The following is a 24,402-nucleotide window of genomic DNA, read 5'->3' as shown; positions in this document are numbered from 1 at the left end:
TTTTCTTTGCACCATTTGATTGGATTTATGGGTGGCTTACAGGTAAATAGTTTGGTTTTCACTTCCCAAAAACGAAAAAAAAGACTGTCCATTCTTCCAGTCTTTTTTCCGTTTTTTTTTATTTATTTTTTCAGTTTCTTAATCAATGTAAAAAATTCTGTTTTGCGGGATCGATTTTATCATTTTATTGGTCAAGATTTTTCCATTTCCAATCCAATACTTCTGGCAGATCAATACCATTTTCACGAATATAGTTTTGATGTTCTTGTAATTTCTGATCCATTTTTTCCGCAAAATCTTCTGCTTGACTTCCTTTGATTTTTAAAGCTGCGTCTTTTGCCAAATGATAACGATCAAGTTCATTTACTACACGCATGTCAAATGGTGTCGTGATATCTCCATTTTCTTTGTAGCCATGAATCATTAAATGATGGTTATGACGATCAAAGAAAATCGTGCGGACCAATGTTTCATAACCGTGGAAAGCAAATAAGATCGGTTTGTCTTTTGTAAAATATTGATCAAATTCTTCATCGCTCAACCCACGCGGATCTTGACTTGGATGACGTAATTTCAATAAATCTACGACATTGATGAACCGAATTTTTAGTTTTGGGAATTCTTCCAGCAGCAAAGTTACAGCTGCTAATGCTTCTAAGTTAGATTCCGTTCCTGCAGCAGCAATGACCAATTCAGGTTCCTCCTCTTTTGCTGTCGAAGCCCAATCAATGATTTTCAAGCCTTCATTCACTAAGACGGCTGCTTCTTCTGCTGAGTAAAATTGAGCACGCGGATGTTTGGAAGAGATGATCAAATTGATTTTTTCTGACGAGCGGAATGCTTTATCCATGACTGCGAGCAATGTATTTGCATCCGCAGGCAGATATTCACGGATGAACTCCGCCTTCTTTTCTGCCAAATGTGTCAATATTCCTGGATCTTGGTGGCTATATCCATTGTGATCTTGCTGGAAGACTGTTGAGCTTGCAATGAGATTCAGCGAAGGATAATCTTTTCGCCAAGAAAGGTCATGTGATTTCCGTATCCATTTGAAGTGCTGAGTCAACATAGAGTCAACCACTCGCAAGAATGATTCGTAACTTGCAAAAAAACCATGCCGTCCAGTCAGAACGTACCCTTCTAAGAACCCTTCATCTTGGTGTTCCGATAATTGACTGTCGATGACGCGACCAGATGGCGAAAGCCATTCATCATTTTCTGGTTCGATTTTTTCCATCCATTGGCGATTTGTCGTTTTGAAAACTTGATTCAATCGGTTTGATTTTGTTTCATCTGGTCCAAATATACGGAAATTTTCTGGATTTTTCTCAATGATCTCGCGAACGAATTTACCAAGTTCGGTCATATCTTCTGCTTTAACGGAGCCTGGTTTTTCAAATTGCAAAGTATATTTTTTCCAATCTGGCATAATAAGCGGTCTTGGATCGATTCCACCATTGGTGATAGGATTTTTTGCCATTCTTTGGTCACCAGTAGGCGCAATTTCTCTGATTTCTTCTAAAATACGTCCTTGTGCATCAAATAATTTTTCTGGTTCATAGGATTTCAGCCAACGGAGTAAAGCATCTGCATGATCCATATGTTCTTGATCTACAGGAATCGGTACTTGGTGTGCTCGGAAGGTTCCTTCAATTGGTTCCCCGTCCCATTCTTTTGGACCGGTCCATCCTTTTGGTGTGCGTACGATCAATACTGGCCATTTTGGCATCACGACATCTGTTGCTGTCTTCAGGCGAGCTTCTTTTTGGATGGATTTGATTTTCTCGATTGCTTGATCCATTTTTTCAGCCATAACAGGATTTAATTTTTCTGGATCATTTCCTTCAATAAAGAAAGGCTCCCAGCCAAGTCCGTTAAAGTAATTTGCTAATTCTCCATCTGATTTACGTGCCAAGATCGTTGGGTTGGCTATTTTTGCACCATTTAAATGAAGGATCGGTAAAACAGCTCCATCTATCACTGGATTGATAAAGACATTTGAGAACCAGCTTCCAGCTAAAGGACCGGTTTCTGCTTCACCATCACCAATCACGACAGCAGAGATTACTTCAGGATTGTCTAATACAGCTCCGACTGCATGTGAAAGAGAGTATCCAAGCTCTCCGCCTTCATGGATAGAACCTGGTGTTTCTGGTGCTGCATGAGAAGCAATGCCTCCAGGAAATGAAAATCGCTTGAATAATTTTTGCATTCCTGTCTCATCTTCCGTTACTTCTGGATAGATCTCTGTGTAACTTCCATCTAAATAAGCATTCGATACCATGACTTGTCCGCCGTGTCCTGGCCCTTCGATATAAAACATGTTCAAATCATATTTATTGATGACTCGGTTCAAATGGACATAAATAAAATTTTGGCCAGGAATCGTTCCCCAATGACCGATTGGATGTTTTTTGACATCTTCTGGTTTCAGTGTACGTCTCAGTAAGGGGTTATCTTTAAGATAAAGTTGCCCAACAGAAAGATAATTAGCAGCACGCCACCAAGCCGTCATTTTATCAAAGTATTCTTTACTAGAATAATCCATACATAACACTCCTTTTCATTATTACTCTTATTCTAGCGCAGATACTCCCAATTGAAACCTAATAAGCACTTCTGTTCATTTGTTTGGATTTTATATCTAGCCAAATGAACAGGTATAAAAAACCACGAAATTTTTCCTTTCGCTGACGTTTTTTACATTGATCCAAAAAACTTGTCGTTATCACAATGGCTGTTCCGCAGTTCATTTCGCTCCTCATCATGCATAATTTGCTGAATGACGCTAGGCCAGTTAACACATTGTTGGAAAACTGGGGCTGGATCGAGCAATTCCTTTCCTGATTGATCCGTTTTATGTAAAAGTCTCTGTTATCTTTGTCAATATGTGAATTGGTATCCCAGCTACTATGCTAATTTCTACAGGGATTATCCAAAATTTGGATCGTGACCAAATCGAAGCGGCGTAATCGGAAATATCAATAACTTCAACGTGATTTTTCTTTTAACTGTCAACGGACCGACAAACTCAAACTTTTATGGTGCAGGTTCCACTGATCTTCTAGTTACTTGGCTATACCTGACTGTCACTAAAATAGATTACAATCTAGCTTCCGTTATCGGTATCTTGATCTTTATCTATATGCAAAAATTTATATACTATAGAAAAAAGAAAGTCGAATTTTTTACTTTTCTTTTTCTCTTTTTTGGTTAGCTGACACGCTACCAGACTAAAGTCATGGAACTCTTAGGTAATACGTCTTAATGAAAACAAAAAAATCCCGCAACCCCTGATTTCACAGGATTTGCGGGATTTTTTGATTAGTCTTTGTTCAAGTCGCGAAGCAATTCATCGATATGGTTCCCATAGACAACTGATTCATCAAGTTCAAAGAACAATTCAGGTGTCTTATAAATACTTAGATTGTGCCCTAACTCTCGACGAATCAATCCTGATGCTTTATTCAATCCATCTTGTGCTTTTTTCTTATCTGATGCTAAGTCAGATAAAATGCTGTAATAGATCGTTGCTTGCTGTAAGTCCCCCGTAACTTTCACATCTGTGATCGTTACGTTCTCCACACGAGGGTCACGGACCTTTTTGCGCAAAATATCATTGACTTCTTTTAAGATTTCTTGACCGACTCGGCGATCACGGTAGTTAGCCATAATGATTGGCCTCCTTTTATCAGTTTTTAGTCATTTTTGACTTCTTCCATGATAAATCCTTCAATTACGTCATCTACTTTGATGTCATTGAATTTTTCAATCATCGCACCACATTCATAACCCATTTTGACTTCTTTCACGTCATCTTTGAATCGTTTCAGACTTGCAAGTTGGCCTTCATAGATTACGATTCCGTCACGGATTACACGGACACCGCTATCTCTACGAATATATCCTTCTGTTACATAGGCACCTGCAATCGTACCAACTTTAGAAACTTTGAAGGTTTCACGAACGATCATTTGACCGGTGATTTTTTCTTCAAATTCAGGGTCTAGCATCCCTTTCATCGCAGTTTCGATTTCTTCGATGGCTTTATAGATGATACGGTGAAGACGAATATCGACTTCTTCAGTATCAGCTTGCACTTTTGCCTGCGGTGTAGGACGAACGTTGAAACCGATGATAATAGCGTTGCTGGCTGCTGCTAAGGTTACATCACTTTCATTGATTGCTCCGACAGCTGAATGGACGATTTTTACACGGACACCTTCCACATCAATCTTCTTCAATGATGCAGCCAGTGCTTCTGCTGAACCTTGTACATCTGCTTTGATGATTACGTTAACTTCTTTCAATTCGCCTTCTTTCAGGCTTTCAAATAAGTTGTCCAAAGTCACACGGCTTGTGGCAGCACGGTTTTCCAATAATGCACGTTTTGCGCGTTCTTCACCCGCTGCACGTGCTGTCTTTTCGTCTTCGAAGACTACGAAACGGTCACCTGCTTGAGGTACATCATTCAAGCCAGTGATTTCTACTGGCGTTGCAGGCCCTGCTTCTTTATCGCGACGGCCAAGATCGTTTGTCATTACACGGACACGTCCGTAAGTATTACCGACAACGATTGGGTCACCAACGTGAAGTGTTCCTTCTTGGACAAGTAAGGTTGACACAGGACCTTTACCTTTATCAAGACGTGCTTCGATCACTGTTCCGATTGCGCGTTGTGTTGGATCTGCTTTTAAATCTTCTACTTCTGCGACTAACAGGATCATTTCCAGCAATTCTTCGATGTTTTGGCCGAATTTCGCTGAGATCTCAACAAAAATCGTTTCTCCACCCCATGCTTCAGGAATTAATTCATACTCACTTAATTCTTGCATAACATGCTGAGGATTTGCACCTGGTTTATCAATTTTATTTACAGCGACGATGATTGGAACGCCTGCAGCTTTGGCATGGTTGATTGCTTCAACTGTTTGTGGCATGACGCCATCATCTGCAGCAACAACTAAGATCGTGATATCTGTGATACTTGCTCCACGTGCACGCATACTTGTAAAGGCCGCATGTCCTGGTGTATCCAAGAAAGTGATTGGTTTACCATCAATATCGATCTGGTAGGCACCGATATGCTGTGTGATTCCGCCGGCTTCGCCGCTTGTTACACGTGAATGGCGCAATGTATCCAATAAGGTTGTTTTCCCGTGGTCTACGTGTCCCATAATCGTTACTACTGGCGGACGTGAGACTAATTTATCTGGATCGACTTCTTCTGCCTCGAAGAATTTATCGATATCAGCAATGTCAACTTGGACTTTTTCTTGTGGTTCCATGCCATAGTCCGTCGCTAACAGTTCAATCGTATCTTTATCCAGTGCTTGGTTTTGATTGACCATGACACCAAGCATAAATAATTTTTTAATGATTTCTGCTGGCTCACGATGAATTTTTTTCGCAATATCTGCTACGTTCATACCTTCAGTATACTCTAATACATCTGGCAATTCACGGAATTTGCGTGGTGGTACAGCTGGTTTAGTTGATTGTTGCTGTTTGCCTTTTTTACCTTTTTTATTATAACGATTACGGTTATTATTATTAAATTTGCCGCGATTGTTATTGTTTGGTTTGTTGTTATTGTTAGTACGGTTTTGATTGCCGCCTTGGCTCGTTCCTTGACGATTTTGGCTGCTGGTATTTCCCGTATTATTTTGGTTTGTTGTTGGTTTTTTTCCTTGATTCACTTGACCGCTCCCTTGACCGCGATCTTGATAACTGCGGTTATTTTTATTTTTTTGTTGATTGTTCGTTGTTTCTTTTTTACGTTGATCGTTCGGCTGTTGATTGGCTGGTTTTCTGCTTGCTTGTTGTGCAGCTTGTTGTTTCGTGCTTGGGTTTTTGAACGCTTGTTGCAATTTCTTCTCATCACTGCTAGTAATCGCACCCATATGGTTTTTCACATCGATGCCAAGTTGTTGTGCTTTTTCCACGACGTCTTTACTAGATTTTTTGAGTTCTTTTGCTAATTCATAGATTCTTTTGTTGCCCATGCAATCACCTTCCTAACCTTCAATTAGCTCCTTGGTCTTCTTCGCAAATCCGGCATCCATTATTCCGAATACCTTGCGAGGTTTTCCGATCATCTGCGTGATTTCTGCTTCAGAAAATAGCTCAAAGCAAGGAACTTCATAATATGAACTCTTATCTTTTATCTTTTTTCTTGTATTCTCACTTGCATCGGTTGCCACAAACACCAATTTTGCTTTTTGTTTGCGGATTTCAGCAATGGTCAGTTCTTCACCCGTGATTAGTTTTCCCGCGCGCATCGCTAGACCGATGAGATTCATGGCTTTTTGCCGATTAACTGTATTCATTTTCCAAATAACTCTTTACGTGCTTTTTGGTGAGTGACATAGTCAAGAAGTTCTTGATAAAACTCATCTGTTAATGTTGTTTCGAGTACTCGATCGAGAATTTTTTTATCCCAAGCTTGTTGTACTTCTTCCGGCTCAAGTGAGACATACGCTCCTCGTCCAGGCATTTTTCCAGTTGGATCGATCGATACTTCCCCTTCTTTTGAACGGGTGATTCGGACCATCTCTTTTTTAGGTTTCATTTCACCTGAAACCACGGATTTGCGTAAAGGAATTTTCCTTTGTTTCATCTCTTTGCCTCCTTACTAAAGTTAAGCTTCTGGTTTTTCTTCGACCGTTTCATTGTTGAATGCAATTGTTTCATATTCATCGTCTGTTAAATCTGACTGAACGATTGCTTCATCATGCAGTTCTTCTGTTTCTTTTTGTTGTTCTTGATTTTCATAAAATTCCGTCATGTCAGATTCTGATTTGATATCGATTTTATGGTTAGTCAATTTAGCAGCTAAACGTGCATTTTGTCCGCGTTTACCGATTGCTAGCGATAATTGGTAGTCTGGAACGACAACTGTGCAGGCCTTTGGATTTGTCTCATCGAAGATCACATCCATGACTTGTGCAGGATTCAATGCATTTGCGATGAATACAGCTGGATCTTCATTCCATTCGACGATATCCATGTTTTCGCCTTTTAATTCATTGACGATTGCTTGAACTCGTTGTCCCTTTGGCCCGACACATGTACCGACTGCATCGATATTTGGATCATTTGAGCGAACTGCCACTTTTGAACGATCGCCAGCTTCACGGGCGATGCTGACAATTTCAACGATTCCATCATAGACTTCTGGTACTTCTTGTTCAAATAAGCGACGCAATAGGTCTGGATGGCTGCGGCTAACAAATACTTGCGGACCTTTAGACGTATTTTCTACTCGGGAAACATAAACTTTGATTCGATCATGTGGTTGATAAAATTCATTTGGCATTTGATCTTGTTTAGAAAGAACTGCCTCAATTTTACCAAGATTGACATAAATATAACGTTTATCCTGGCGTTCGACGATTCCTTGCATGATGTCTTTTTCATAAGCACTGAATTCGTTATAAATAATCGTTCTTTCTGCTTCACGTACACGCTGTAAAATAACTTGTTTAGCCGTTTGCGCAGCGATCCGTCCAAAATCTTTTGGTGTTACTTCAAAACGGATCGTATCACCGATCTCATATGCTGGATTGATTAAAAGTGCATCTTTCAATGAGACTTCCAACTGTGAATCCATCACTTCTTCCGTTACTTCTTTTACCGCATAGACATGGATCTTTCCTTTTTTCTGATCAAATTCCACTTCGACGTTTTGTGCTTGGCCATAGTGACGTTTGTATGCAGAAACCAATGCTGCTTCTAAAGCATCGATCACGATTTCTTTTGAGATCCCTTTTTCAGCTTCTAAAGCGTCTAACGCATTTAACATTTCTTTACTCATTTTTTTCTGATTCCTCTCCGTGATTAAAATTGGATAGCTAAGCGAGCTTTTGCAATATTTTTTCGGTCAAAAGTCAATTCTTTTTCTCGTGTTTTTATGCGTATTTTCAATGTAAGCTGTTCAGCATCAAATGATTGAAGAAATCCTTCATATTGTTTTTCGCCATCTACTGGTTGGTATAAGGAGACATGGACATAATCACCAAGTGCCTTTTCATAGTCGCTTTCTTTTTTCAATGGCCGCTCTGCTCCCGGGGAGGATACCTCCAGGAAATAAGCTTGAGGAATCGGATCTGGATCTGCTGCATCAAGTTTTTCACTCAGTTTCTCACTGACAAAGGCGCATTCTTCGATATCGATACCGCCTTCTTTGTCAATAAATACTCGTAAGAACCAGCTTTTTCCTTCTTTTACAAATTCGACTTCGACAAGTTCAAAATTTTGTTCATCTAAAATCGGTGTCACCATTTCTGTGACTGTTTCAACGACGCTACTCAAAAGTTTCGCCTCCTTAAAAATTAAGTGCGTAATTCCATTAAAAAGAGTGAGCGAAAAATCCGCTCACTCACAGTTAGTATCATTACCTATAAGAACTATACCATACTCTGCTTAAAATTACAAGCAGACAGGAAAACAGATGCTTATAGCATATCGAATAACGATAATTGATTTTCATCTGGTAGATCTTTCAATACGCCATTGTCGTTCATATATTCGATCAATGTTTTTGAAACTTTACCGCGGGTGGCAAGATCTTCTTTGGATAAAAATGGACCGTCTTTTCTTGCTTCAACGATTTGTTTCGCCACGTTGGTTCCCAAACTTGGGACAGCTCTAAATGGTGCGATCAACGTATCACCTTCAATAACAAAGTTAACGGCATCCGATTTATACAAATCAATCATTCCAAATTTGAATCCTCGTTCCAGCATTTCATTGGCTAACTCCAGCACTGTCAGTTGATTCTTTTCTTTTACGGAAGCATCTAATCCCTTGTCCGTGATTTCTTTCATTGCTTGTTTCACAGCATCTTTTCCTTTGCACATGGAGACTAGATCAAAGTCGTCTGCACGTACAGAAAAGTATGCACAGTAATACAAAATAGGGAAATAAACCTTGAAATAAGCGACACGAAGAGCCATCAATACGTAAGCTGCAGCATGGGCTTTCGGAAACATATATTTGATTTTTGAACAAGAATCGATATACCAGTCGGGCACATTATTTTCTTTCATCGCCGATAGATAGGTTTCTCGCAATTCATCAGGGATCTTGTTCCATTGTCCTTTACGAACAGTTTCCATGATTTTAAATGCCATCCCGCTATCTAATCCAGCATGGATCAAATAAACCATAATATCATCACGACAGCCGATTACTTCCGCCAGTGTCGCATCTCCTCGTCGAATCAATTCTTCCGCATTTCCTAACCATACGTCTGTACCATGAGATAGTCCGGAAATTTGCAGTAGTTCTGCAAAAGTTGTAGGATGCGTTTCTTCTAACATCCCTCGAACAAAACGAGTGCCGAATTCTGGAATACCTAATGTCCCTGTTTTGGAATAAATTTGTTCCTGACTTACTCCAAGTACTTCAGGACCGGCAAATATCCGCATCACTTCCGGGTCATCCGTAGGGATCGTTTGTGGGTCGATCCCTGATAAATCTTGAAGCATCCGAATAACAGTTGGGTCATCATGCCCTAGAATATCTAATTTCAATACATTATCGTGAATCGAGTGGAAATCAAAATGAGTCGTTTTCCATTCTGAATTTTGATCGTCTGCTGGATATTGGATCGGCGTAAAATCATAGACATCCATATAATCGGGAATAACGATGATCCCCCCTGGATGCTGGCCGGTTGTCCGTTTGACTCCAGTAGCGCCTTTTGCTAATCTGTCGACTTCTGCACTTCGAAACTGCAGATTATTGTCCCTTTCGTATCCTTTTACATAGCCATATGCTGTTTTGTCGGCGACTGTACCAATCGTTCCGGCACGGTAAACATAGTCTTCGCCAAACAATACTTTCGTATAGTTATGGGCTTCTGCTTGATAATCACCTGAGAAGTTCAAATCAATATCGGGCACTTTGTCTCCATGGAATCCTAAAAATGTCTCAAATGGAATATCATGACCGTCTTTGTTTAAGCGTGCACCACATTTTGGACATTGTTTTTCTGGCATGTCAAATCCAGAACCATACGTACCATCTTCAAAAAACTCGGAATATTGGCACTCTGGACAATAATAATGAGGGGCTAATGGATTAACTTCAGTGATTCCTGTCATCGTCGCAACAAAGCTAGAGCCAACAGAGCCACGTGAACCTACTAGATAGCCATCTTCATTACTTTTATGCACTAGTTTTTGGGCGATCAGATAAATAACCGAGAAGCCATTACCATTAATAGAATTCAACTCTTTTTCTAATCGTTTTTGAATGATCTCAGGTAACGGATCTCCGTACATTTGTTTTGCTTTTGTGTAACTCAATTCTGATATTTCATCTTCTGAACCTGGAATCTTCGGTGTATAAAGTTCATCTTTGACTGGAATCACTTCTTCGCAGATATCTGCGATTTTATTCGTATTTTCTACTACGATCTCTTTCGCTGTTTCTTCCCCTAAAAAGTGAAATGCAGTTAGCATCTCATCGGTTGTTCGGAAATGGACATCCGGCAAACTATGACGATTCAACGGATTCGCTCCGCCCATAGAATTGATCAAAATTTTTCGGTAAATGGCATCTTCTTCGTTCAGATAATGTACATTACCTGTTGCAACAACGATTTTATCCAAACTTTTTCCGATTTCTACCAAATTTTGGATAATTTCTTCCAAATCATGTTCATTTTTTACCAATTCTTGCTCGATCAAAGGCGCATAGACCGCTTTTGGCATAACTTCAATATAATCATAGAATTTTGCTCGGTTTCTTGCCTCTTCTACCCCTTTTTGCATCATGGCTTCGAATATTTCTCCCTTATCACAAGCTGAGCCGATCAATAGATTTTCACGCATCTTTTTCAATTGGGAGCGTGGTATTCGTGGGACGCGTTCGAAGTATTCGACATTCGACATTGAAATCAGTTTGAACAAATCTTTCAGTCCTGCCTGATTTTTTGCTAAAATCGTTACATGGAAAGGTCGAGCCCTTTTGTAAGAATCTCCTTCTCCGATATGCTCATTTAGCTGATCATGATAAAGCATGTTATGATTGTCCATTGCCTCTTTCACAAAGATCCATGCTAAGTGACCAGTTGCTTCAGCATCATAGATTGCTCGGTGATGCTGTTCCAAGCTAACACCAAACTTTTTAGATAACACACCTAATCCGAAACGTTTGAATTGAGGATACAGATATCTAGCTAATTCCAACGTATCAATGACTGGATTGGCCGCTTCAGGAATACCATACCTTGCGTAGCTAGTATTCAAGAACCCCATATCAAAAGCCGCGTTGTGGGCTACCAAAATTGTATCTTTTGAAAATTCAAGGAACATCCGCAATACTTCTTCTTCCGACTTTGACCCTCGAACCATTTCATCCGTGATACCAGTCAGATCTACCGTTGTTCGTGACAATGGATGTCCTGGATCGATAAATTCATCAAAGCTTTCGATCACATTTCCTTTATACATTTTGACTGCGGCTAGCTCGATGATCGTGTCATATACTGCAGACAATCCTGTCGTTTCCACGTCAAATACGACGTATGTGGCTTCACTCAATGCTTCATGTGCATCATTATAAGCAATTGGGACACCATCATCTACGACATTCGCTTCCACGCCGTATAAGATTTTCACACCTGCTTTTTTTCCAGCACTATGTGCTTCCGGAAAGGCTTGCGCACCACCATGGTCTGTAATGGCGATAGCTCGGTGTCCCCATTTTCCTGCTTGTGCCACAAGATCAGAGATGCTGTTTGTTGCATCCATCGTACTCATATTGCTATGAACATGAAGCTCTACTCGTTTTTCCCCTTCAGGAGCATAATCTTTGCGAGGTGTATGTTTGACTTCTATGATATCTTGCGCATTCATGACCAAATCACGGACAAACGTATCTTCTTGAATACTTCCTCGTACCTTTAACCAGCTACCGACACTGATCGCATCAAATACTTGTTCATCTTTTTCGCCGTTCGAGAATTTTTTGACGATAAATGATGAAGTATAATCTGTGATTTTCAAAGTCAAGATCTTGCGTTTTGAACGTAGTTCTCTGACTTCTTTGTCGAATACGTACCCCTCAAGTGTGACTCTTCGTTCTTCTTCAACGATACTGATCATTGGTGTCGTTGGTTCATCGGCTGGAATATTTCGTCCTAGCTGGATGGGTCCTTCAAGAGCTGGCGATTGCTCTTTTCTTTCCTTTTTCTTTTGTTCGTGGACAACTAGACTTTCAGCTGCTTGCTTCATAAAGGCTTCTGCCTGTTCTTGTTTGCGTTCTTCAAAAAGTTTCAATACACGTTCCGCTTGCTGCTCATCCACTTCTGGTTCGATACGAAATTTTGGGAATCCGTAACTGACGAACAACTCTTCTACTAATGGCAAGTATTGTTGCTTCAAATAAGAAATAGCTCCTGTACTGTCGATTGGCAAGATGACTTTACGATCTTTTATCACAGGTACCTGCGTTTTCAATACTTGCTGTGCTAGTGGTGTATCGCATTGCTGATTTTCCAAAGCTTGGGCCCAGTAATCTTGCAAGAGCTGTTCATCGAATGTCTGGTCATCTGCTAAGATATTCAGTTTGACTTGTGCAATATCTTTAAAAGCGATAGTCAGATGCTGAGTCAATGACCGATATAGCATAATAGGCAAAATTTTGGAAAAATGTAGCGTAAATTCCCATAAACGCGATTTACGATGGACCACTACACTATCCATTTCACCAGCAGTAAGCAGTGGATGATTTTTTTCTGCTTCCTCTAGTTGGATTTGTTCCAACAGTTTTTCAAATAAATCTCGTTTTTCTGACAAAGATATACGCCCTTTCTGATGAGAAACAATGCAATTGATCGCATCTTATCCTCTTCTTTTTCAGTACCTTTTAGTATACTCGTTTTTTCTGAGTTTTACATTAAAAAATTGGAACTGCGATTCAAATCGCAGTTCCAATTTTAAAAGCGAATCATCAGATTGTCAAAAACAGCTGATTCAGCTATTTTTATTTTCTGTGTTTTAACGCTTATTATTCGCCTTGGTTCAAGAGGATTGGTAAAGTATTCGCCAATTCTTCTTTACGTACTTCAACCATTTCGCCAGTTTTCTTGATTTTCACTTCTACGATTCCATCCACTGCTTTTTTACCGACAGTGATTCTGATTGGACAGCCAATCAAATCAGAATCCGCGAATTTCACTCCTGCGCGTTCATTTCTGTCATCAACCAGTACTTCATAGCCAGCTTTTGTCATCGCTTCTTCTAGTTCATTCGTCAGGCTTGTTTGGTATTCGTCTTTTAGATTCATTTGGACGATATGCAGATCAAATGGCGCAATTCCTTTTGGCCAATTGATTCCTTGTTCATCTGAATGTTGTTCTACGATTGCTGATAATAAACGACTTACACCGATACCATAACAGCCCATAATCACAAATTTTTCTCGTCCATTTTCGTCTAGTACAGTTGCTCCCATAGATTCACTGTAACGAGTGCCGATTTTGAATATATGTCCGATTTCGATTCCTCGAGTAAAGGCAAGAACACCGTTGTTGTCTGGTGAAGGATCTCCTTCTTGTACAAAACGAAGATCTTCATAAGAAAGCACAGTGAAATCGCGTTCTGGATTCACATTTTTATAGTGGAATCCTGTTTCGTTCGCTCCAGTAATGGCATTCGCTAAATCTTGGACATAACGGTCTGCATATACTTTTACGTCATCTGAAACACCGACTGGTCCGACAGAACCAAACTCAGCACCTAGATATTTTTGTGCTTCTTCTTCTGTTGCTTCTTCTAAAAAGTCAGCAGATAAAAAGTTTTTCAGTTTTACGTCATTGACTTCATGGTCTCCACGTACCAAAACAAGGACAGGTTGTTCATCCGCAATGAACAATACAGACTTGATGATTTTTTGAGGTTCAACAGAAAAGAAATCTGCTACTTCGTCAATTGATTTTACGTTAGGTGTAGCTACTTTCTCCAATTCAAGCTGTGTTTCATGCGATTTTTTTGATACATAGTAGCTTGTAGCCATCTCCAAGTTTGCAGCATAATCACTTTCAGTCGAATAACAGATCGTATCCTCCCCGATTTCTGAGATCGCCATGAATTCCTTTGAGTCTTTCCCGCCCATTGCGCCGCCGTCTCCGATGATCGAGCGAAATTCTAAGCCACAACGCTTGAATACTTCGGTATAGGCTTTTTCGTAATCTTTATATGTCTCGTCCAAACTTTCTTCCGTTGCATGGAAAGAATATGCATCTTTCATGATAAACTCTCTTCCGCGAAGCAAACCGAAGCGAGGTCGTTTTTCGTCACGATATTTAGGTTGGATTTGATAAAGATTTAAAGGTAATTTCTTATATGAATTGATTTCATTACGCATCAAATCAGTAAAAGTTTCTTCGTGAGTTGGTCCAAGGATCATTTTTCGATCATTGCGGTCTTTGAAACGATACAAGTTTGGTCCATATGTTTCGTAACGCCCGGATTCTTCCCAAAGTTCTGCTGGCAAGATGGCAGGCATCAGCATTTCTACCGCTCCGATTTTTTCAAATTCTTCCCGCATAATGCGTTTCAGTTTTTCCAATACACGATTTGCTAATGGCAGATATGAATAAATACCCGCTGATACTTGGCGGATATATCCAGCTCTTAGCAAGATTTGATGGCTTAATACTTCTGCATCATTTGGAACTTCGCGTAATGTTGGAATCAACATTTTTGATTGTCTCATTCTATATACTCCTTTATTTCCTCAAAATAGTTATCGTTTGTTATTATACCCTATTTGTCAACTTTTTCTAGAAAAAGAATCGTTGAATATCGTTCCATGTAACTAGCACCATCAACAACATTAAAAATCCAAAGCCAGCTAATGTCAATATTCCTTCTTTTTCTTGACTTAATGGTTTCCCGCGAATCCCTTCAAAAATATTCAAGACTAATTTCCCGCCATCTAAGGCAGGAATCGGAAGCAGATTGACGATTCCGAGATTCATTGAAAGAAGCGCCATCAAACTAATAACAGTTGTTACACCTTGATTTGCTGCTTCTGAAGACAATTGGTACATCATGACAGGTCCGCCTAATTTATCTAAACTGAAACCTGTAAATAGTGATCCTAAGGCTTTGAAAATTTCCAATGAACCGCTGAAAGCTTGACGCGTCCCTCCAATGATCTTATCCATAAAACCTGTATTCATTGGGGCTTTTATACCAAGTTGGCCAACTTTTTCGCCATTTGACTCTACAGATTTCGGTGTCACGTCGACAGATTGCACCTGACCTTCTCGTTCGATCTTAAAGTCTAATGTTTTACCTGGATTTTTCGTAATGACTGTTGTCAGATCATTCCATGAATGGATTTCTTTTCCGTCCACACTGACTACCTCATCATTTTCTTTTAAGCCTGCTTCTGCCGCAGCTCCATTAGGCATGATCTCTCCTACGCGATTAGTGTTCGTCACTTGAACACCACCTTGCATAAATGCCAGAATGATGAATAACACGATTGCCAAAATAAAGTTATTCATGGGTCCAGCAAAGTTGGTCAGCATACGCTGCCACAATTTAGCCGATTGGAACTGTACGTCTTTTGGCGCAATTCTGATTTCTGTTCCGTCGTTTTCAATAATCGTCGCATCGTGATCAACAGGGTAGGTTACTACTTCTGTTTCGTCTCCATTCACATAACCAGTGATAGTCAGCTCATCTTCTAAATCATAACGGCTCAATTCCATCGGGATAGCATTTGTCAATTGGATTTTCTTACTTAAATTTATCTTCTCTACGATGCCGTCAGAATTTAGTAAAAGAGAAAGAGGCATTCCTGGTGCCATTTCTGTTTCATCATCCCCATTGCCTGCCATTCGAACATAACCGCCAATAGGTAATAGGCGAAGCGTATATGTTGTCCCGTCTTTTGCTTGATGCCCATAAATTTTCGGACCCATACCGATAGCAAATTCGCGGACGAGGATTCCTGATCGTTTCGCAAAGAAGAAATGACCAAACTCATGAACAATCACTAATATACCAAAAACGATGATAAATGTCAGAATCGTTTTCATAGCTTTTTTCTCCTTTACTTGTTTTTTGTGTTTTTTATAAAACAACGATAAAACACTATAATTTTACCATAGTATACCAAAGACACCAATAGTATCAATATAATGAAAAATAAAAACCTGCGTCTTTTATGAAATTCACAAAGAAACGCAGGTATACTTACTAAATAATGCCAAATAAATGCATGATAGGAAATACAAACAGCAAACTGTCGAAACGGTCTAAGATTCCACCATGGCCTGGTAAGATATTTCCCGAGTCTTTCACATCATAATGACGTTTGATTGCAGATTCGACCAAATCACCAAATTGTCCGACTGCTGAAAAAATAATCGTCATCAGAAGCATGACAAACATACCATGATTGAATAGTTCTTTTGCTGGGTATAGCAATAAATAAAGAAATGCGACTACAACAGCACTACCGATACCACCGAGCGCACCTTCAATCGTTTTGTTGGGCGAAATATCAGGACTTAACTTATGCTGACCATAACGTCGACCAACCATATATGCTCCGATATCAGTTGCCCAAACAATAAATAGACCAAATATCAAAACAGCCAAGCTTTCTGTTCGTGCATTGACAAAATTCTGGAAACCTATTCCCACATACAAGCTGACAAGCACAGGAAAACCTGCTTCATCAATCGTATACGTATTTTTAGAAATAACTGATGTTCCTAAAAGAATCATAACTATAAGATAAAATAACATAAATGTACTTACATTCTCTGGAAGAAAGAAAAACCATCTTTCTTTTGGCAAAACAAGTAACACTGCACCAACGGCGGATAAAACTCCTTCAAAACTTAAGAGTGTCAATCCTTTCATCCGGAACAGCTCGTAAACTCCTACTACCGCTAAGATTGCTGCTGTAAGCTCAACCGCTATGCCTCCGATCCATATAATCGGAATAAACAAGACTAGCGCCACAGCTGCTGTGATCACACGTTGTTTCATGACTGATCCCCTTTCTCATCTTCTGTTTTTTTTACACCGCCGAATCGACGGTCTCGATTTTGATAAGAGGCGATTGCTTCTTCAAGATGCGCACCATCAAAATCAGGCCAAAGCGCTTTTGTAAAATACAGCTCACTATATGCGATCTGCCATAACAGAAAATTACTAATTCGCTCTTCTCCACTTGTACGGATCATCAGCTCAGGATCTTGTAACTCTTTAGGCAAGAAACCTGTCATTAAATGCTTAGCAATCAATTCATCATCGATTTCTTCTGCGTGTATTTCTCCTTTTGCTACTTCTTCGGCAATTTCTTGGACAGCAGTCACGATCTCTGCTCTACTTCCATAATTCAAAGCAAAATTCAATACCATTCCAGTATTGTTTTTTGTTTGCTCAATTGCACGTCTTACAGCATCTTGCGTATGTTCTGGCAATACGTTTTCATAACCCATGACATGAACTTTGACATTTTCTTTAATCAATTCTGGTACGAACGTATCAAAGAAGTCGACAGGTAGTTGCATGAGAAAACTTACTTCATCTTTTGGTCGCTTCCAGTTTTCAGTCGAAAAGGCATAAAGCGTCAACACTTTCACTCCAAGCCTTGATGCTTTTTTTGTGACTTTCTTTACTGTTTCCATGCCTTCTTTATGGCCAGCAACTCGTGGCAAACGACGGTTTTGCGCCCAACGACCATTGCCGTCCATGATGATGGCAATGTGCTGAGGAATTGGTCCATCGGTATTAAATTGAAATTCGCTTTTTTCTTGAATATATTTGTTTTTTTGCGGAAAAAAACGTAACATTCTTTTTCCTCCTATACTTAAAAGATTCCCACTATCTTAAGTATTATAGCAATATCTAACTGTTTTTCCTATGAAATCATTGTTTTTTTATTTAAAAACTGAATAATTTTTTCTTTTTTTAATTTTTAAATAAAAGAAATATAAATAAAAACAGAGGAAGCGGAATGATCCGCCCCTCTGTTTTTATGATTTTATTAAACTTCCAATAATTCTTTTTCTTTATCAGCAGCGATCTTATCTACTTCTTTAATGCTGTTATCTGTCAATGTTTGTACGTCTTTTTCTAATCCGCGCAAATCATCTTCGGTAATATCACCATTTTTTTGTTGTTTTTTATATTCATCGATCGCATCACGACGGATGTTACGAATCGCGATTTTTGCATTTTCTGCTTCTTTTTTCACATCTTTAGCTAATTCTTTTCTGCGTTCTTCTGTCAGTTGCGGGATAACTAAGCGAATGACATTTCCATCATTGGTTGGACTGATTCCGATATCACTTGCCATAATAGCTTTTTCAACATCTTGAAGAATGCTCTTGTCAAAAGGTGTGATCATTAAAACACGTGCTTCTGGAATTTGGATTGATGCCATTTGGTTCAATGGTGTTGGCGCACCGTAGTAGTTCACAGTAATACGGTCCAAAAGGCTAGCGTTCGCACGGCCTGCGCGGATTTGCCCAAGTTCACGTTGAAGATTTTGTGCTGCTTTTTTCATTTTTTCTTTTGCTTCTGTCATAATTGCATCTGCCATTTTTATTTCCCCCTTACAGTTGTTCCGATATTTTCGCCTAAGATTGCACGGCGAATATTTCCGTGTTCATTTAAATTGAAGACAAGCAGTGGAATATCATTATCCATGCTTAGTGAACTTGCAGTTGAATCCATGACTTGTAATCCTTTGGCAATAACTTCCAGATGAGTCAGTTCTTCAAATTTTACTGCATTTGCATCTACTTTCGGATCAGCAGAATAAACACCGTCTACATTGTTTTTAGCCATCAGGATAACATCTGCGCCGATTTCTGCCGCTCGTAATGCTGCTGTTGTGTCTGTCGAGAAGTACGGGTTGCCGGTACCGCCTGCAAAGATAACGATCCGTCCTTTTTCTAAATGACGTTCTGCTTTACGGCGAATATATGGCTCTGCGATTTGACGCATTTCAATCGAAGTTTGCACGCGTGTCGGTACACCCACGTTTTCCAACGTATCCTGTAAAGCTAAGGCATTCATAACTGTAGCTAACATACCCATGTAATCAGCTTGAGCACGTTCCATGCCCATTTGTGCTCCGATTTGTCCGCGCCAGATATTTCCGCCACCCACAACGATTGCCATTTCAACGCCCAGCTCGTGAACTTCTTTGATTTCTTGGATGATTTCTTTGATTACTGGTGGTTTGATTCCAAATCCTGCATCCCCAGCTAAAGCTTCTCCACTCAATTTTAAGACTACACGCTGATATTTCGGTGTGACCATGTTCATTCCTCCAATATTTTCTATTGCCATTTTACCATACTTAGATGATTTCGACACTCTAAGACTGGTTTTTCTTGTTTTGCTTAAAAAAAGGGAGCGCACAAACCGTGCGTTCCCGTCTGTTATTCAACAGAATTATTTTTTCACTTGGCTCATAACTTCTTCTACAAAGTTATCTTCGCGTTTTTCGATACCTTCGCCAACTTCGAAACGTACGAATGTTTTAACAGTTGCGCCTTTTGATGCAACGTATTTTTCAACAGTCATATCAGGATCTTTAACGAATGGTTGGTCCACCAAAGCGATTTCTGCTTTGAATTTCTTCAAGCGTCCTTCTACCATTTTTTCAACGATATTCGCTGGTTTGCCTTCGTTCAATGCTTGTTCTGTAAGAACAGTTTTTTCATGTTCTAATTCAGCTTCTGGAATTTGTGATTCGTTTACATAACGAGGATTGATAGCTGCTACGTGCATAGCTACGTCTCTTGCAACTGTTTCGTCAGTTGTTCCATCTAGAACAGTCAATACGGCAATACGTCCGCCCATATGCAAGTATCCACCAAATGCAGCATTGTCGTCTTTTTCTACAACTTCAAAGCGACGGAAGCTGATTTTTTCTCCGATAACTTGAGTTGCTTCGATCAAGTCAGATTCAATTGTACCTTTATCTGTTTTGATTTTCATTGCAGCTTCCATGTCTGCTGGTTTGTTTTCAGCAACAAGTTCTGCAATTTCTTTTACTAAATCTTGGAACATTTCGTTTTTAGAAACAAAGTCTGTTTCTGAGTTTACTTCAACGATTGCTGCAGTGTTACCTTTCACAGCAACTGAAGCCAATCCTTCAGCTGCAATGCGGTCATTTTTCTTCGCAGCCTTTGCCATTCCTTTTTCACGTAAAAGATCAACTGCTTTTTCCATGTCGCCTTCTACTTCAACTAATGCTTTTTTCGCATCCATCATTCCTACGCCAGTCATTTCGCGTAGTTCTTTTACCATTTTAGCTGTAACGTCTGCCATGTTTAACTCCTCCTGTGTGTTTTTCTTTTTAAAAAAAGCTGCTTCAAAGGAGAGTGAGGCTTGTCGCCCAGCCTTTGAAACAGCTCCATCATTCAAAATTATTCTGCTGAAGAATTGTCGCCTTCAACAACATCTACGATTTCTTCGATTGATGTTGCTGTGTTTTCTTCTGTGAAATCTTCTTCAACTACTTGATCTTCACCTTGGTTTCCTTCGATGAAAGCATCAGCCATTTTTGAAGTAATCAATTTAACGGCACGAATTGCATCGTCGTTTGAAGGGATTACTACGTCGATTTCATCTGGATCGCAGTTTGTATCAACCATAGCTACGATTGGGATATTTAATTTGTGTGCTTCTTGAACAGCAATACGTTCTTTACGTGGGTCAACGATGTACATTACATCTGGGATTCTTGGCATATCAGCGATACCGCCTAAGAATTTTTCAAGACGTTCACGTTCTTTGTTCAAACCAGCAACTTCTTTTTTAGGTAGAACTTCAAAAGTTCCATCTTCTTCCATTGCATTGATTTGTTTCAAACGGCTGATACGTTTTTGGATAGTATCCCAGTTTGTCAATGTTCCGCCTAACCAACGATGGTTAACGAAGTATTGTCCTGCACGAGTTGCTTCTTCTTTGATTGCTTCTTGTGCTTGTTTTTTTGTACCTACGAATAATGCTACGCCGCCTTCTTCAGCAACGCTCTTCATGTAATCATAAGCTGCATCTACTAATTTAACTGTTTTTTGCAAGTCAATGATGTAGATTCCGTTTCTTTCTGTGAAGATATATTTCTTCATTTTTGGATTCCAGCGACGAGTTTGGTGACCAAAGTGTACGCCGGCTTCTAGTAATTGTTTCATAGAAATTACTGCCATGTTTGTTTCCTCCGATTTGGTTTTATTTTTCCTCTTCTTATCTTCTACCTTGCCGGCAAACTTTTTCAAGCACCTACCGACAATCCAATAAGAATGTGGATTTGCTGATGCATAAAGCACCCTCAGCTATTATACAGACAAAAGATCCGTATCGCAAGAGCAAATATACTTTTCTGCTCAACATTCAATAGTTTACCTGAAAGATAAAAAGAATTCAAGAAAAACAGTAGATTTCTCTTTGTTTCTTTATTATCCTTTTTCCATAAAATAATTTTAGGTATAAAAGACGAATATTATTGGGCAATCCTTCTTTTTTTTGTTATGATACATGTGAAATCTTTCGTAAAGGAGAAAGAAAATGCGCAAAGCTCAAAGACATTTGCTGATTAAACAAGTCATTGAAGAATTCCCGATCCGTACGCAAGAAGAACTATTAAACAAACTTGGGCATTATGGCGTTACCGCCACGCAGGCAACGATTTCTCGAGATATCCGTGATCTAAAAATCGTGAAGGCACCTGATGAAAATGGCGTTTCCCGCTTCGTATTGTTTCGCGAAAAAGGAACTCCTGAGACTAGGACTGAGGAAGAGGATCGGCTGGTTCAAATGATTGAAGACATTGTATTGAAAGTCGAACGAGTCCACTTTTTGACGATCGTCAATACCTTGCCAGACAATGCTCATTTATTTGCATCTGTTTTAGATGAGATCAAACCTCCCTCTATTGTCAGTACAATTGCTGGATTCGATACGATCATGGTCATCTCGGAAAATGAGGAGGACGCAAAACGAGTAGAAGAATTTCTTCACCATCCAACTGAAGTATCACTTTTTTAATCAGAGCACGTATTCCTAATATGGAATGCGTGTTTTTTTATTTTCAATATTTTCCTTATTAAATAAACCTTTACACTCTTTACAAAAATACATCATTTTTTATTCAATTTTTTCAACACCTTGATTGAATCACAATAATCATCATTTATATTGGATGTTAACAAGAGCAGCTTCTTGCTCTTTGTGTATTTCAAAAAAGAAATGAAAGGAAATCATATGTATAAATTATTAACTCCTGGACCATTGACGACTTCTGAAACAGTGAAAAATGCTATGCTGATCGATCATTGTACTTGGGATCAAGAATACAAAGAAATTACACAATGGATAAGAAAAAAATTATTGGATCTTGCTCAAGTATCGGAAGGAATATACACAACGGTCTTAATGCAAGGTAGCGGCTCCTTTGGGGTAGAATCGGTATTAAGTTCTGTGATCAGGCCAGAAGATACTGTACTGATTTGTTCAAACGGCGCATATGGACAACGAATGATCAACATGTGCGAATGTCTGAAACTGAACTATACCGTTTATGAGGTATCGGAACATCAAATCCTCCAAGCTCATGTGATTACACAGCTGATTGAAGAGAATCCCTCTATCTCCGCACTAGCAATGGTCCATAGCGAGACTACTTCCGGTATTTTGAATAATTTGGAAGAGATTGCTGCTGTCACACAAGAAAAAGATCTTTTGTTTATAGTGGACGCGATGTCAAGCTTTGGTGGGATACCGATTCGTGTAGCCGAACTAGGGATTGATTTTTTGATTTCCAGCTCAAACAAATGTATTCAAGGTGTTCCAGGCTTTTCTTTTGTACTTGCTAATAAAGCGGAACTAGAAAAGCGAAAAAATGTGAGTCGAAGTTTGTCACTTGATCTATATGACCAGTACCGCGTGATGGAAAACGAGAATGGCAAATGGCGTTTCACTTCCCCTACCCATACGGTTTTGGCTTTTCAACAAGCGCTGAAGGAACTAGAGGCAGAAGGAGGAATCGAAACTCGATATTCACGTTATCTCGCCAATAATCATGTACTACGACAAAAAATGACAGAGATGGGGTTCCAGCCTTTCATTCAAGAATATCAGGGGCCATTCATCACCTCTTTTCTTTACCCTAAGGACTGGCGATTTGATTTTAATCATTTTTATCAGTATTTAAAGCAAAACGGATTTGTGATCTATCCCGGGAAAATCAGCGATCATGAATGTTTTCGTATCGGAAATATTGGCGAGATCTATCCGGAAGATATTTTGGAACTGACAGCAATTATCAAAGACTATAAGGAGAACGTTAATGATTAAAACTGTAATTTTTGATTGGGCAGGAACAACTGTGGACTTTGGCTGTATGGCTCCTGTCCACGCTTTTAGAAATGCTTTTCTAGAAAAAGGAATCCAACTGACTGACAAAGAAATCCGCGAACCGATGGGAAAATTAAAATGGGATCATATCCAACAGCTTCTTTCCCTCCCTTCTGTCAAAAAACAATGGATAGCTATTTATGGACAACTACCTCAGGAAAAAGAGGTGGAGGAATTGTATCAACAATTTGAACATTATCTGTTTAAAGATTTGGTCAAGCATTCTACCTTGAAACCCGACACATTGGAAACGATCGAACGGTTGAGAAACGCTGGGATCAATATTGGTTCCACGACTGGATTTACTGCTCCTATGATGACAATCGTAGCAGAAACCGCAAAAAAAGAAGGGTATTCACCAGACTTCATGGCAACTTCTGAAGACGTCGAAGGGTATGGTCGACCGTTTCCTTATATGATCCATAAAAACATGCAGTACTTCAAAAACAAGTCGGTTGATGAAGTAATCAAAGTCGGAGATACGGTCTCAGATATCCAGGAAGGGAAAAATGCCGGAGTGTTGACAGTAGGTGTAATTGAAGGTAGTTCGCTAATGGGGATTTCTTATGATGAGTACCAAAAATTAGAGATGGGGAAAAAAGATCGTTTAAAACAGTCTGTTGCTCTTAGATTCCAACAAGCTGGCGCTGATATTTGTGTAAACAATTTAAAAGAGTTAACAGAATACATTTTGTACGCTGACAAGAATCCAGAATGACTTTTATACAAAATCAGAGGTCGTGAAAAAGCTGTACTGCATCAAGTAATAAGAACAGCCAAACAAAAATAGCTCCTCATATTTTTCGTTTGGTTAGGCTTATTACCGCAGATGCAAGCTTTTGAACACCGTTTATTCGAAAAAAAAAGGGAGCTGTGACACGACTTTTGTCACAGTCCCCTTATTTACAAACAAACAGTGTTTAAGAGACAACCTCTCCACTAAACGGTGTTCATTCAGCTGACTCTCGGTATTTGCTCAAAAAAC

The 24,402-nt window shown here is 39.4% G+C and carries 19 protein-coding genes and 1 pseudogene; 4 read left to right on the top strand and 16 right to left on the bottom strand.

What is annotated here, in order from left to right; all coding sequences use genetic code 11:
- Nucleotides 1-184 precede the first annotated feature (184 nt).
- Nucleotides 185-2,548: a phosphoketolase family protein gene (locus tag PYW34_RS04770; RefSeq protein WP_002294145.1), complete on the bottom strand. Its 2,364-nt coding sequence runs from the start codon at nt 2,546-2,548 to the stop codon at nt 185-187.
- A 164-nt stretch (nt 2,549-2,712) separates the two neighbouring features.
- Between PYW34_RS04770 and PYW34_RS04765 the strand changes: the two are divergent.
- A pseudogene (locus PYW34_RS04765) lies at nt 2,713-3,217 on the top strand (hypothetical protein); the annotation flags it as partial.
- Between the two features lie 107 nt (nt 3,218-3,324).
- On the opposite strand, the gene rbfA reads toward PYW34_RS04765, so the two are convergent.
- The 15 genes from rbfA to rpsB form a co-directional block, all read right to left on the bottom strand.
- Nucleotides 3,325-3,672 carry a 30S ribosome-binding factor RbfA gene (gene rbfA / locus PYW34_RS04760; protein ID WP_002294142.1) on the bottom strand — a complete coding sequence of 116 codons (348 nt, stop codon included), beginning with the start codon at nt 3,670-3,672 and terminating at the stop codon, nt 3,325-3,327.
- A 26-nt stretch (nt 3,673-3,698) separates the two neighbouring features.
- Complete coding sequence (gene infB / locus PYW34_RS04755; RefSeq protein WP_002294141.1) at nt 3,699-6,005, bottom strand: translation initiation factor IF-2; 2,307 nt, start codon at nt 6,003-6,005, stop codon at nt 3,699-3,701.
- Between the two features lie 12 nt (nt 6,006-6,017).
- Nucleotides 6,018-6,329: a YlxQ-related RNA-binding protein gene (locus tag PYW34_RS04750; protein ID WP_002288509.1), complete on the bottom strand. Its 312-nt coding sequence runs from the start codon at nt 6,327-6,329 to the stop codon at nt 6,018-6,020.
- Complete coding sequence (rnpM, locus tag PYW34_RS04745) at nt 6,326-6,619, bottom strand: RNase P modulator RnpM (protein WP_002288501.1); 294 nt, start codon at nt 6,617-6,619, stop codon at nt 6,326-6,328. The genes PYW34_RS04750 and rnpM overlap by 4 nt, the downstream gene beginning before the upstream one ends.
- A gap of 21 nt (nt 6,620-6,640) precedes the next feature.
- Nucleotides 6,641-7,816, bottom strand: a complete 1,176-nt coding sequence (gene nusA / locus PYW34_RS04740; RefSeq protein ID WP_002288500.1) for a transcription termination factor NusA — start codon at nt 7,814-7,816, stop codon at nt 6,641-6,643.
- 23 nt (nt 7,817-7,839) lie between these two features.
- On the bottom strand, nt 7,840-8,313 hold the full coding sequence (gene rimP / locus PYW34_RS04735) for a ribosome maturation factor RimP (protein WP_002288499.1): 474 nt from the start codon (nt 8,311-8,313) through the stop codon (nt 7,840-7,842).
- 143 nt (nt 8,314-8,456) lie between these two features.
- Nucleotides 8,457-12,809, bottom strand: coding sequence for a PolC-type DNA polymerase III (locus PYW34_RS04730; protein ID WP_002294138.1), 4,353 nt, complete (start codon nt 12,807-12,809; stop codon nt 8,457-8,459).
- Nucleotides 12,810-13,020: 211 nt separating this feature from the next.
- A complete protein-coding gene (locus PYW34_RS04725; RefSeq protein WP_002294137.1) occupies nt 13,021-14,730 on the bottom strand; it encodes a proline--tRNA ligase in 1,710 nt (569 codons plus the stop codon).
- Nucleotides 14,731-14,797: 67 nt separating this feature from the next.
- Nucleotides 14,798-16,066, bottom strand: coding sequence for an RIP metalloprotease RseP (gene rseP / locus PYW34_RS04720; protein ID WP_002294136.1), 1,269 nt, complete (start codon nt 16,064-16,066; stop codon nt 14,798-14,800).
- Nucleotides 16,067-16,226: 160 nt separating this feature from the next.
- A complete protein-coding gene (locus PYW34_RS04715) occupies nt 16,227-17,027 on the bottom strand; it encodes a phosphatidate cytidylyltransferase (RefSeq protein ID WP_002294135.1) in 801 nt (266 codons plus the stop codon).
- Nucleotides 17,024-17,836: an isoprenyl transferase gene (locus PYW34_RS04710; RefSeq protein WP_002294134.1), complete on the bottom strand. Its 813-nt coding sequence runs from the start codon at nt 17,834-17,836 to the stop codon at nt 17,024-17,026. Before PYW34_RS04710 ends, PYW34_RS04715 begins: the two co-directional genes overlap by 4 nt.
- Nucleotides 17,837-18,030: 194 nt before the next feature.
- Complete coding sequence (frr, locus tag PYW34_RS04705; RefSeq protein ID WP_002293875.1) at nt 18,031-18,588, bottom strand: ribosome recycling factor; 558 nt, start codon at nt 18,586-18,588, stop codon at nt 18,031-18,033.
- A gap of 2 nt (nt 18,589-18,590) precedes the next feature.
- Nucleotides 18,591-19,313 (bottom strand): UMP kinase, encoded by a 723-nt coding sequence (gene pyrH / locus PYW34_RS04700; protein ID WP_002293877.1) that lies wholly within the window; start codon nt 19,311-19,313, stop codon nt 18,591-18,593.
- A 135-nt stretch (nt 19,314-19,448) separates the two neighbouring features.
- Nucleotides 19,449-20,330: a translation elongation factor Ts gene (gene tsf, locus PYW34_RS04695; protein WP_002293878.1), complete on the bottom strand. Its 882-nt coding sequence runs from the start codon at nt 20,328-20,330 to the stop codon at nt 19,449-19,451.
- Between the two features lie 98 nt (nt 20,331-20,428).
- Nucleotides 20,429-21,211 (bottom strand): 30S ribosomal protein S2, encoded by a 783-nt coding sequence (rpsB, locus tag PYW34_RS04690; RefSeq protein WP_002293880.1) that lies wholly within the window; start codon nt 21,209-21,211, stop codon nt 20,429-20,431.
- 358 nt (nt 21,212-21,569) lie between these two features.
- Between rpsB and PYW34_RS04685 the strand changes: the two genes are divergently transcribed.
- The 3 genes from PYW34_RS04685 (at nt 21,570) to phnX (ending at nt 24,135) form a co-directional block, all read left to right on the top strand.
- Entirely contained in the window at nt 21,570-22,049 is a 480-nt protein-coding gene (locus tag PYW34_RS04685) for an arginine repressor (RefSeq protein ID WP_002293881.1), read from the top strand.
- Nucleotides 22,050-22,265: 216 nt separating this feature from the next.
- Entirely contained in the window at nt 22,266-23,357 is a 1,092-nt protein-coding gene (gene phnW / locus PYW34_RS04680; RefSeq protein ID WP_002326249.1) for a 2-aminoethylphosphonate--pyruvate transaminase, read from the top strand.
- Nucleotides 23,350-24,135 carry a phosphonoacetaldehyde hydrolase gene (gene phnX, locus PYW34_RS04675; protein WP_002293884.1) on the top strand — a complete coding sequence of 262 codons (786 nt, stop codon included), beginning with the start codon at nt 23,350-23,352 and terminating at the stop codon, nt 24,133-24,135. Before phnW ends, phnX begins: the two co-directional genes overlap by 8 nt.
- Nucleotides 24,136-24,402: the final 267 nt, after the last annotated feature.

Source organism: Enterococcus faecium (assembly GCF_029023785.1).
Lineage (GTDB): Bacteria > Bacillota > Bacilli > Lactobacillales > Enterococcaceae > Enterococcus_B > Enterococcus_B faecium.
The sequence above is the reverse complement of the archived record's forward strand: the minus strand, read 5'-3'. Positions and strand labels throughout refer to the sequence as shown.